9 protein-coding genes are annotated in these 10653 nt (G+C 75.3%); 3 read left to right on the top strand and 6 right to left on the bottom strand.

Annotation, left to right across the window (positions count from 1 at the left end):
• Nucleotides 1-207 precede the first annotated feature (207 nt).
• Nucleotides 208-591, bottom strand: coding sequence for a hypothetical protein (locus ACFQ6N_RS05900; RefSeq protein WP_380647175.1), 384 nt, complete (start codon nt 589-591; stop codon nt 208-210).
• Nucleotides 592-894: 303 nt separating this feature from the next.
• On the opposite strand from ACFQ6N_RS05900, the gene ACFQ6N_RS05895 reads away from it, so the two are divergent.
• Nucleotides 895-1827, top strand: a complete 933-nt coding sequence (locus ACFQ6N_RS05895; protein WP_380647174.1) for a nitroreductase/quinone reductase family protein — start codon at nt 895-897, stop codon at nt 1825-1827.
• 207 nt (nt 1828-2034) lie between these two features.
• Here the strand turns inward: ACFQ6N_RS05895 and ACFQ6N_RS05890 are convergent, their stop codons facing one another.
• From ACFQ6N_RS05890 to ACFQ6N_RS05875, 4 genes are all read right to left on the bottom strand, one after another.
• Entirely contained in the window at nt 2035-2832 is a 798-nt protein-coding gene (locus ACFQ6N_RS05890) for an SGNH/GDSL hydrolase family protein (RefSeq protein ID WP_380647172.1), read from the bottom strand.
• Between the two features lie 588 nt (nt 2833-3420).
• Nucleotides 3421-4062 (bottom strand): NUDIX domain-containing protein, encoded by a 642-nt coding sequence (locus tag ACFQ6N_RS05885; protein WP_380647171.1) that lies wholly within the window; start codon nt 4060-4062, stop codon nt 3421-3423.
• Nucleotides 4059-4223: a hypothetical protein gene (locus ACFQ6N_RS05880; RefSeq protein ID WP_380647170.1), complete on the bottom strand. Its 165-nt coding sequence runs from the start codon at nt 4221-4223 to the stop codon at nt 4059-4061. Before ACFQ6N_RS05880 ends, ACFQ6N_RS05885 begins: the two co-directional genes overlap by 4 nt.
• A 203-nt stretch (nt 4224-4426) precedes the next feature.
• Nucleotides 4427-5650 carry a hypothetical protein gene (locus ACFQ6N_RS05875; RefSeq protein ID WP_380647169.1) on the bottom strand — a complete coding sequence of 408 codons (1224 nt, stop codon included), beginning with the start codon at nt 5648-5650 and terminating at the stop codon, nt 4427-4429.
• Nucleotides 5651-5905: 255 nt separating this feature from the next.
• Here ACFQ6N_RS05875 and ACFQ6N_RS05870 point away from each other — a divergent pair, with 255 nt between their 5' ends.
• A complete protein-coding gene (locus tag ACFQ6N_RS05870) occupies nt 5906-7075 on the top strand; it encodes an exonuclease SbcCD subunit D (RefSeq protein ID WP_380647168.1) in 1170 nt (389 codons plus the stop codon).
• Complete coding sequence (locus ACFQ6N_RS05865) at nt 7072-10113, top strand: AAA family ATPase (RefSeq protein WP_380647166.1); 3042 nt, start codon at nt 7072-7074, stop codon at nt 10111-10113. The genes ACFQ6N_RS05870 and ACFQ6N_RS05865 overlap by 4 nt, the downstream gene beginning before the upstream one ends.
• A gap of 50 nt (nt 10114-10163) precedes the next feature.
• Here ACFQ6N_RS05865 and ACFQ6N_RS05860 read toward each other — a convergent pair whose 3' ends face one another.
• Nucleotides 10164-10382 (bottom strand): hypothetical protein, encoded by a 219-nt coding sequence (locus ACFQ6N_RS05860; RefSeq protein WP_380647165.1) that lies wholly within the window; start codon nt 10380-10382, stop codon nt 10164-10166.
• Nucleotides 10383-10653 lie beyond the last annotated feature (271 nt).

The following is a 10653-nucleotide window of genomic DNA, read 5'->3' as shown; positions in this document are numbered from 1 at the left end:
TTAAATCCCCCCGCCCCCCCCCCCGCGGGCGGGGCCCATCCCGGCCGGGGCCCCCCCCCCCCCCGGCCCCACACCCCCCCCCCGCCCCCCCCCCCCGGGGGGGCGGGGCGCCGCGTCGCCACATCCGGGGCGCGCCGCCGTATCCAGGGGCGTGGCGCCGCATCCCCCGCGCCCCCACTCCGCTGCGCTCCGGCACCGCCCCGGCGCTCAGCCGCCGAAGACGTCCCGCACCCAGCCCGCCAGACGCGCCTCGAAGTCGGCGGCGGAGGCGATGCCATGGGCCGGGACCACCCCCGCGCGCTCACGGCCGTCCGGATCGGACTGCCAGCCGGCGGCCAGGTAGTCCACGTCCGCCCAGCCGCCGCGGAAGAGCACCACGTGCAGCTCGCCGCCGCTCGGCGGGTCAGAGAGCCGTAGACCGACGGAATCGGGGTCGGCGACCCTGGCGCGGTCCGTCTCCAGTGGCTGCGACCACCGGGCGCGTCCGTCCCGCCAGGTGAGCGGACCCACCGTCAGCCGGGCCGCCCGCCAGGCCGGGGCCAGGGCGGCCAGCCGTGCGGCGGCCTCGTCGAGGTCGATCACGTGGTCCACGACCGGCCCTCGTTCCCTTCGGCGGTGGGTGATCCCGCCCGTTGACAGTGCGTTCGGGGCGCGGCTCTAATTGGGGCGTGCCGCGCGGCGCCGGCCACAGAGTAGTGGGCCGGCCGGCAGCCGAGCGAGCACCTTTCCGAAGGGACGATGCGCGATGAGCACCCTCTCCGCTTCCCTGATCTGACGCCAGGCGGTCACCGCGGTGCCCGTGTGCGCGATGTGCCACCCCCTGGCTGTCACCGGGCCCCGACGGGTCACCGTGCGTGGCCGCGACTCCCCGTTCCCTGGAGACCCACCACACGCATGCCCATGTCTTTCAACCTGAATGTCATCGAGGAGTTCCGCGCCAACGGCGGACGGGTCGGCGGCCCGTTCGAGGGCGGCGACCTGCTGTTGCTGACCACCACCGGGGCCCGATCCGGGCGGCCGCACACCGTGCCGCTCGGGTACGTCCGGGCGGAGGGGCTGCTCCTGGTCGTCGCCTCGGCCGCCGGGGCGCCGGAGCACCCGCAGTGGTACCGCAACCTGCTGGCCCACCCGGTCGTTCGGGTCGAGCTCGGCACCGAGTCCTTCGACACCGTCGCCGTACCCGCCGAAGGAGACCGCCGGGAGCGGCTGTTCGCCGCCGTCGCCCGGAAGGCGCCGGGGTACGGCGACTACCAGGCGCGGACCGAACGCGAGCTGCCGGTCGTCGTCCTGGAACGGGAGCGGCCCGGAACCACGCCCGGCGGCGCGACACCGGTGGTCCGCACGCTCGCCGACAAGCTGCTGGAGGCGCACACCTGGCTTCGCGCCCAGCTGCGCCACGTCCGGGAGGAGGCGCACGCCCAGATCCCGGGCCGGCCGGCCGGGTTCGGGCTGCAACTCCGGCAGCACTGCCTGGCGTTCTGCGACGGGCTGACGCACCACCACACCGGCGAGGACACGGCCGTCTTCCCCGCCCTCGCGCGCCACCACCCGGAGCTGGCCGGCGTCCTCGCCCGCCTCGACGAGCAGCACCGGGCCATTGGGCGGATCAAGGAGGAACTGGTGTCGCTGCTCGCCGGGATCGAGATCACCGAACCGGAGCGGCTCCGCACCGAGCTGGACCGGATGTCGGCCGAGCTGGAGGCGCACCTCGACCACGAGGAGGCGGAGTTGCTGCCGCTCCTCGCCGCCGTGCCGTTCCCGCCGACCGGTCCGGCCCCGGTCGCACCCCCGGACCCGGACCCGGACCCTGCCGCGACCGGGAGCTGAGACGGCGGTGCCGCCGCCCCCTCCCCGTGCTTCGGAGGGGGCGGCGGCACCGGTTTCCACGGGCGCACCGGCGGTACGGGCCGCCGGTGCTACAGACCGCGGGTGCCACGACCGCGAGTACCACAGGCCGCGAGTGCCAGGACCGCCGGTGTTACGGACCGCCATGCCTACGGACCGTCATGGTGGCGGTCCTGCCGTCGCAGACCGTCAGGACTGCGAGAAGACCGGCAGGTAGCCACCGGCCTGGCCGGAGGCCTTCGGGTGGTAGCTCTCGTCGATCGGCAGGGTGGTGCTGTTGAGCCAGGTGGTGAGGCTGCCGCAGATCTCGTGCTCGGTGAAGATGCCGCGGACGTCACCGAAGGTGAAGCCGGCGTTGGCGGCGCGCTTGGCGAGCACGCCGTCCAGGGTGTCGGCCGCGCCGTTGATGGCGGCGCGCTTGGTGTCACCGATGCCGAAGACGCAGTCACCTCCGACCTTGTAGATGTGCGGGTAGCCCATCACCACGACGTGGGCTCTCGGCGCCTTGGACTTGATGGCCGAGTACACCTGGTCCAGCTGGCCGGGCAGGGTGTTGACCGCGTAGTTCTTGGCCGTGTTGACGGCGTCGAGGCAGGCGCTGTCCGAGCCCAGGACACAGGTCTGCATGGTGCTGGCGAACCCGGCGTCGTTGCCGCCGACCGAGATGCTGACCAGGGTGGTGCTGGAGTCGAGGGCGGAGATCTGGCTGTTGAGGATGTCGCCGGTCTTCGCACCCGAACAGGCGACGAACTTGAAGGAGGACGGCGAGTGCGCGTTCTTCCAGAGGTACGCGTACGCGTTGGTGCTGCGCTTGCAGCTACCGCTGTCGCTCAGGTAGCTGCCGGCACCTACCCCGGCGGAGTACGAGTCGCCGAGGGCCACGTAGTTGACACCGGCTGCGTTGGCCGACGCTGCGGCGAAGAGCGTCGTCATGGTCAGGCCGGCTGCTATCGCGGCGATGGAGAGGGCACGGGCGGGGCGGATCATCACACCTCCAGGGTTGACGTGGCGCGGGTCACAGAAGTGATACCAGGCGGTAGCTCAACCCGGAAGCGGTCATGCCAAAGACATTGACGAGCCGTCTGATAGCAGAGAAGTGAACTGTCACCGACAGTCCGTGAGTCACCGCTGGTCAGCCCGGGTGTATTTCGATGCGCGTAGTACTGCGCGCGTAGACCGGCAACTTGCTTAAATTCAGGGCCCGGTAAGCCAGGCGTCGGTGTACGACCACCGTCGAGTCAGTTTCGAGGCGGGCCGGGGTCGGATGCCAGAGCGCGACAACGGGCGCGAGGAGGACGCGAACGGCGCGGGGCGAACCCGTCCGGCGTGAGCCTGCGTCAGTGCTCGCGGTCGAGGCCGACGGGTGTGGTGGATACCGAAAGGGTTCAGCGGGCACGAGCAGGCACGGCGAGCGCGGCAGGCACCGCAGGCACGTTGGGGTGCGGCAGGCACCACGGGCGCGAGCGGGCACCACGGGCACGAGCGGCTGGACGACCGCCGGTGGGCCCGCCTTCGGGACCGACCTGCCGGGCGGCGCTCAGGACCGGAGCGCGCCCCTCGCCTCCCGCGCCCGGATCAGCCCCGGGCGCCCGGGTGGCCGCCGCCCGGGTACACGGTGCCCGGGGAGACCGTGCAGCCCTCGACCGGCAGCTCCTCGATCTCCTCGTTCGCGGCCGCGGGCACGCCGAGCCAGCGGACGGCGGTGGCGACTGCCACCCGGGCCTGGCGCAGCCCGGGCGCACCCCAGCCCAGCAGCTCGACGGCGAGCCCGGGCGCGACCAGCAGCCGCCGGTAGTGCCGCCCCGAGGCCGGATCGGCCGTACTCGGACCGACCGCCCGCAGCGCGGCCGCCATCCGGACCCGCGCGCACTCGTGCCCGCCGTTCGCCGAGCCGACCCGGTCGTAGAGGTAGCCGAGGTAGTACGGCCGGCCGATCACCGCCTGCGCCTCCTCGGCCGCCTCCCTGGCCAGCGCGGCCGCCGGGTCCCCGCCGTCCTCGGGTTCCAGCGAGCCGCCGGGCAGTGAGCAGATCCCGTCCCTGGGGTTCACCAGGGTGAGCACCCGCCCGTCCGGGGCGAACAGCCACCCCCAGGACTGCTTGACCGGCAGCCCGTCCGGCACCTGCTCGCCCGGCCGCCAGGGCCAGCCCGCGGTGGGGCGCCGCCGCACCCTGCCGAGCAGCTCGGCGATCTCCGGGCTGTACTCGATCGGGCTCATGCTCTCGCCTCGCCGATCTCACCGATCTCTCCGATCGCTCCGAAGGTGCCGGAGATGCCGAAGGTGCCGGAAGAGTCATCGGACGGTTCGTCGACAGCGGTGCCGGCCGGGGTGTCCGTCTGCGCGCGCCCCCTGGTGCCGAGCTCGCCCCGCTCGCTCATGCGTCCCCCTCTCGCTGTCGGGCTCGCCGGACCGGCGGTGCGCGGAGGGGACCTGCGGGGCGCGGTACGGAGCGGAGCGGCCGGAGCGACGGCGTGGGGTACCGCGCTCCTGCTGTTGATCTTCTCCGAATCTTCCCCGAACAGGCGGTCGATGAACAGTCCCCAGCGCCGCATGGTGGACGCGGAATCGATGAACCCCCTGATCATCCCAGCGGCGCACCCCCGTCCCGGGGCGCCGGGAAGCCGGGCGGCGGGAACCCCGGCAGCGGGAATCCGGGCAGCGGATCCACCCCGGGCGGGAACGGCAGTCCGCGCGCGGCGTCGTCGGCCAGCTCGTCGAACACCTCGTGCGCGGTCATCGGGCGCAGCCGCCCGCCGGCCAGCGCCCAGCCGCGCACCGGCGGCCGGGCCCGGGCGGCACCGGAGGCGGGATCCTCCGAACCGCCGCCGGGCGCCGGGACGGACCGGCCGCCGACCGACGGATCGCCGTGCAGCAGCACCGCCCCCGCACCCCCGGAGGCCACACCCGCCGCCAGCGTGACGCAGAACGCCTCGGTGTCCCGCCCCGCCGGGTACAGCTGCCCCTCCTCGACGCAGACGTCCACCGCCGAGGTGAGCTCCTCGCCGTCCTCGGGGCCGTGGCAGCGCAGCGTCAGGAGGTGGCAGCCCTCCCCCGCGCCCTCGGCGAGCGCCAGGTAGACCGATGTCACGTACCGCATCACCGCCGCCAGCCGGCGCTGCCCGGCCGGGTCGTCGCCGACGGCGTCCAGCAGGGCCGCGCAGGCCACGGACATCCGCACCCGGGCCCGGTGGTCGTCCATCAGCACCGGCAGCAGCTCGGCCAGCCGCTGGCCCGCGTAGACGAACGGCTCCCCGGCCAGGTCGGGATCGCCCGCGTAGGCGACCCGGGCGGCGGGCATCCTCGGGTCCAGGCCGAGCGCCTCGCAGTAGTCCTCGAAGTCGTCCGCCTCCAGGACCCGCAGGTGCACCTCCAGGCCCTGCCGGTACAGGGCCGTCAGCTGCTCCTCGGCCTGCCGGAGGTAGTCCCGGTGGCTGAACCCGCCGAACAGCCCGTACCGCGCGAGCCCGGCGAAGTCCCCGGCCGCCACGGCCAGCGCCACCGCGACCGGCTGCGGCGGCGCGCCCCGGGCCCGCCCGCCGCGCGACGACCGCGCGCCACCGCCCGCGCCGTCATCCGCACGCGCGCCCGGCGGGCGCCCGCCCCCGGGCGGCGCCGCCCCACCGGGCCCGGCGCCCGACCCGCCCGACCCGGCACCGGGCCCCGAGCCGCGCTTCCGCCCGGTCAGCACCAGCACCCGCCGACGCCCCCGCAGCGACCGCGCACCCGCGGCCCCCGCCGCCTCACGCAGCATCTCACGCACCGGCTCCCGCATCGATTCCCGTACCGACTCCCGCATCGCAGCCATGGCTCCTCCGTCTCATTCGTCCGACACCCGATACCCGACAGCGCCGGCCGCCCCGAACGGCGGGGCCGCCGACGTCGAGGAACATACACAGAGCCACTGACAATCCACCCCGAGTAATCGAACACGGGAGGTGCGCGCAGGCGCCGGGCCGGCACCGGGACCCGGCGCACGGCGGTGCCCTCCGTCGACCGGTGAGACGCATGCCTCCACCGGTACGGGTGGGATTGTCAGTGGTGCGGGTTAGGGTCGGGGACCATGCGACTGCTGCATACCTCCGACTGGCATCTCGGGCGTTCGTTCCACCGGGAGAGCCTGCACGACGCCCAGCGGGCCTTCCTGGACCACCTGGTGGATGTGGTCCGGGCCGAGGGCGTGGACGCCGTGCTGGTCGCGGGTGACGTGTACGACCGGGCGCTGCCGGGCCTGGAGGCCGTCGCCCTGTTCGACGACGTGCTGCACCGACTGGCCGGCCTCGGCGTGCCGACGGTCTTCATCAGCGGCAACCACGACTCGGCCCGCCGGCTCGGGGTCGGGGCGGGGCTGATCGGGCGGGCCGGGATCCACCTGCGGACGGACCCCGGCGAGTGCGCCGCGCCCGTGGTGCTGGCGGACGGGCACGGGCCGGTCGCGGTGTACGGGCTGCCGTACCTGGAGCCCACCCTGGTACGCGAGCGGTTCGGGCTGTCGAAGGGCGGGCACGCGGCGGTGCTCGGGGCGGCGATGGACACCGTGCGGGCCGATCTGGCGGCGCGCCCGGCAGGGACGAGGGCGGTGGTCCTGGCGCACGCCTTCGTCACCGGCGGCGCGCCCAGCGACAGCGAGCGGGACATCGCGGTCGGCGGGGTCGCGGCGGTACCGGCATCGGTGTTCGACGGGGTGCACTACGTCGCGCTGGGCCACCTGCACGGCTGCCAGACGCTCGCCCCGCACCTGCGCTACAGCGGCTCCCCGCTCGCCTACTCCTTCTCCGAGACGAACCAGCGCAAGAGCATGTGGCTGGTCGATCTGGCGGCCGACGGTTCGGTCACAGCCGAGCGCGTCCACTGCCCCGAGCCGCGCCGTCTCGCGACGCTGCGCGACACCCTCGACGCCCTGCTCACCGACGAGCGGTACGCCGAGCACGAGCAGTCCTGGGTGCAGGCCACGCTGACCGACGCGGCCCGTCCGAGCGAACCGATGGAGAAGCTGCGCCGCCGCTTCCCGCACACCCTCCAGCTGCTGTTCGACCCGGAGGAGACGGAGGCCGAGCCGTCCCTGTCGTACGCGGCCCGGGTCAGCGGCCGGGACGACCTGGACATCGCCGAAGGCTTCCTGCGCCACGTCCGCCCGGGTGCCGACCCGGAGCCGGACGAGCTCGGCTGGCTCCGCGAGGGCTTCGAGCACGTCCGGGAGAGCAACGACCGGAAGGCGGACCTGCCCCGATGAGGCTGCACCGGCTCACGGTCACCGCCTTCGGCCCGTTCGCGGGCTCCGAGACGGTCGACTTCGACGCGCTCGCCGCCGGCGGGCTGTTCCTGCTGCGCGGCGCGACCGGCGCGGGCAAGAGCAGCGTGCTGGACGCGGTCTGCTTCGCCCTGTACGGCGAGACGCCGGGCACCCGCCGCGCCAACCGGCTGCGCAGCGACCACGCGGACCCGAAGCGGCTGACCGAGGTCCGGCTGGAGCTGACCCTCGGCGGGCGGCGGCTGCAGATCACCCGGCTGCCGGAACAGCGCCGGCCGAAGAAGGTCGGCACCGGCACCACCGTCGAACGGTCGCAGACCCTGCTGCGCGAGTGGGTCGCCGACGCGGGCGACGGCTCGCCGGGCTGGCAGGGGATCAGCAAGTCGCACCAGGAGGCCGGGGAGGAGATCCACCGGCTGGTCGGCATGAACCGGGAGCAGTTCTGCCAGGTGGTCCTGCTGCCGCAGGGCGACTTCGCCCGCTTCCTCAAGGCCGACTCCGAGGAGCGCGGCAAGCTGCTGCGGCGGCTGTTCGACACCGAGCGGTACCGGCTCGTCGAGGACTGGCTGGCGGAGCAGCGGCGCGCCCAGGAGACGGCGGTCCAGGCCGGCCGGCGCCGGCTGCGCGACCTCGCCAGCAAGGCGGAGCAGGCGGCCGGTCCGGGTGCCGAGCCCGCCGGGAACTGGGTCCCGGCCGAGGACGGCGACGCCGGGCTGACCTCCGGGGTGCTCGGCTGGGCGGCCGTCCTGCGCTGCGGCGCGGCCGAACAGCTCACCGTCGCGGACGCCGCGCTCGCCGGCGCCCGGGCCGCGCAGCGCACGGCCCAACAGGACCGCGAGGCCGCCGAGGACCTGGCCGGGCGGCAGCGCCGCCACCGCGAGGCGCGGGACCGGGCCGAGCGGCTCGCCGGGTTCGAGCCCGCGGCGGCGGCGGACCGGCGGCGGCTGGCCGCCGCGCAGGAGGCCGTCGGGGTGGAGGCCGCACTGCGGCTGAGGGAGAACGCGGCCGAGGCGCACCGGCGCGCGCAGGCATCGGAGGACCACCGGCGGGAGGCCCTGGCCGCCGCCCCCGGCGAGGAGGCCCGCAGGCTCGGCGGAGCCGGCGCCGCCGACCTGGCCGAGGCCGAACTGCGGTTGCGTGCCGAGGTCGTCCGACTGGAGGCGGCCCGCGCGGAGGAGCGGCGCTGCGCCGAACTCGCCCGCGAGCAGCACTCCTTGACGGGGGACCGGGCCGCCGCGGAGGCACTGGCCGAGGAGGCCGAGGACTGGCTGTCCGAGTTCGAGGACGAGCTGGGCCGCCTGGAGGCGCAGCAAGCGCAGGCCCAGACGGCGACCACCAGGGTCGAGCAACTCGACCGTCAGCGCGCCGAGTCGACCGTCCGCCTGGACGCGGCCCGGGAGCGTGACGGACTGCACGCGGAGATCGCCGCGGCCGAGCCGAGGGTCGCCGGGCTGCGCACCGCCGCGCTGGACGCCCGCGAGCACAGTCTGGACCTGCGGGACCGTCGACTCTCGGGAATGGCCGCCGAGTTGGCCGAACAGTTGCGCTCGGGCGAGGCCTGCCGGGTCTGCGGCTCGCCCGCGCACCCGTCGCCCGCCGAGGCGGCGCCCGGCAGCCGGGTCGGCGCCGAGGACGAGGAGCGGGCCCGCCGCGCCCAGGCCGCCGCCGAGCACGCCTGGACGACGGCCGACCAAGCGCTCACCGCCCTGCGGGTGCGCGAGGCCACGGCCGCCGGAGCGGCCGGGCCGGACGGTACGGCGGCACTCGCGCGGGCCCTCACCGAGCTGGACCGCGAGCACCGCGCGGCCCGGCAGACGGCGGAGGCGCTCGGCCGGGTCGGGCAGGAGATCGTCCGACTGTCCCAGGACCGCACCCGCCGGCTCGACGAACTGCGCGAGGCCAAGGAGCGTGCCGCCGTCCTCACCGACCGGCTGCAACTGCTCGGCGCCGAGCGGGAGACGCTGGCCGCCCGGGTCGCGGCGGCCCGGGGCGAGGCGGCCTCGGTCGCCGACCGGGCCGCGGCCCTGACCCGGCTCACCGAGGCGGTCGCCGCCACGGCCGCCGCAGCCCGGGCCCGCACGGAGGCGGCGACGCGGCTCGGCGCGGCCGAGGACGAACTCGCCGAGGCCGCCGCGACGGCCGGCTTCCCGGACGCCCGGGCGGCACTCGCGGTGCTGCTGCCACGCGAGGAACGCGACCGGCTGGAGGCCCGGCTGGAGCGGCACCGCGCGGAGACCGCCGCCGCCGGGCGCGAACTGGCACTGCCGGAACTGGTCGAGGCCGCAGAGCTCCCACCGGTCGACCTGCCCGCCGCCGCGGCCGCACTCCTCGCCGCCACCGACCGGCTCGGACAGGCGCACGCCACCCGGGCGGCGGCCGACGAGCGGTGCGCGGCGCTCGCCGCGATCGGCCGGCAGCTGGCCGCGCTCGCCGCCGAACTGGCCCCGGCTCTCGACCGGTACGGGCGGATCAACCGGCTCGCCTCGGTGGCCGCCGGCACCTCCGCCGAGAACCGGCTGCGGATGCGCCTGGAGTCGTACGTCCTGGCAGCCCGGCTGGAACAGGTCGCGGCGGCGGCCAGCGACCGGCTGGTCCGGATGTCCGGCGGCCGCTACACCCTGGTGCACAGCGACGGCCGGGGCGCCGGGACCAAGCGCTCGGGCCTGGCCCTGCGGGTGGTGGACGCATGGACGGGCACCGAGCGGGACACCTCGACCCTCTCCGGCGGAGAGAGCTTCTTCGCCTCGCTCTCCCTCGCCCTGGGCCTGGCCGACGTGGTGACCGACGAGGCGGGCGGCATGCCGCTGGACACACTGTTCATCGACGAGGGCTTCGGCACCCTCGACGAGCAGTCCCTGGAAGAGGTGATGGACGTCCTCGACGGCCTGCGCGAACGGGACCGGGCGGTCGGCATCGTCAGCCACGTCGCCGACCTGCGCAGCCGCATCCCGGCCCAGTTGCTGGTCCGCAAGGGCCGCCGCGGCTCGACCCTGGCCCTGGCCGACCGCGAGGACGCGTAGCCGGGGCGCGGCCGGGGGCCTGGGACCAGGGTCAGCGCCGGGGGCCGGCGTCAGCCCGAGCAGGCGATGCGCTGTGCCTGCTGCCAGGCGCACACCGGGCAGAGTGTGCTGCCCGGTCGGTCGGCGGGCAGTTCGGTCGGCTCGCCGCACAGCACACAGTCGGCGCGGGGCGCGGTGTTCGCCGGGTCGTGCCGCAGCGCGGCCTCCGCGTCGCCGTCCGGGCGGAGTTCGCAGACCGCCGGGTCCTCGTTCGTCATACTGTCGCTCATGCCGCCTTCCTACTCCGCCGTTCCGCCCCGCCGCAAGACGGGCCGCCCGGTCGGGCCCGGCGCCGAGCGGGACCGACGACCGCAGGGGGCGGACAGCGTTCAACGTTCAGCGGACAGACGACAGACGACAGACGACAGACGACAGCGAACAGATTTCAGAAAACGTTCGCTGAAATCTGTCGTCTGAAAGCTGTCCGCTGAACCCAGTTCGCCGCCACCGCCACGCCCCACCACCGCCCCGCCGACGACTGCCCGTGGCATCGACACCAGG

The sequence above is a fragment of the Kitasatospora sp. NPDC056446 genome (genome assembly GCF_042796115.1).
Taxonomy (GTDB): Bacteria; Actinomycetota; Actinomycetes; order Streptomycetales; family Streptomycetaceae; genus Kitasatospora.
This window is presented reverse-complemented; position numbering and strand designations above follow the sequence as displayed.

What these genes read in the sequence shown, in the direction of transcription:
- ACFQ6N_RS05880 (WP_380647170.1), bottom strand. Translation starts at nt 4,223, where the DNA reads ATGAGCGAGCGGGGCGAGCTCGGCACCAGGGGGCGCGCGCAGACGGAC.
- ACFQ6N_RS05875 (WP_380647169.1), bottom strand. Translation starts at nt 5,650, where the DNA reads ATGGCTGCGATGCGGGAGTCGGTACGGGAATCGATGCGGGAGCCGGTG.
- ACFQ6N_RS05860 (WP_380647165.1), bottom strand. Translation starts at nt 10,382, where the DNA reads ATGAGCGACAGTATGACGAACGAGGACCCGGCGGTCTGCGAACTCCGC.
- ACFQ6N_RS05870 (WP_380647168.1), top strand. Translation starts at nt 5,906, where the DNA reads ATGCGACTGCTGCATACCTCCGACTGGCATCTCGGGCGTTCGTTCCAC.
- ACFQ6N_RS05890 (WP_380647172.1), bottom strand. Translation starts at nt 2,832, where the DNA reads ATGATCCGCCCCGCCCGTGCCCTCTCCATCGCCGCGATAGCAGCCGGC.
- ACFQ6N_RS05895 (WP_380647174.1), top strand. Translation starts at nt 895, where the DNA reads ATGCCCATGTCTTTCAACCTGAATGTCATCGAGGAGTTCCGCGCCAAC.
- ACFQ6N_RS05865 (WP_380647166.1), top strand. Translation starts at nt 7,072, where the DNA reads ATGAGGCTGCACCGGCTCACGGTCACCGCCTTCGGCCCGTTCGCGGGC.
- ACFQ6N_RS05885 (WP_380647171.1), bottom strand. Translation starts at nt 4,062, where the DNA reads ATGAGCCCGATCGAGTACAGCCCGGAGATCGCCGAGCTGCTCGGCAGG.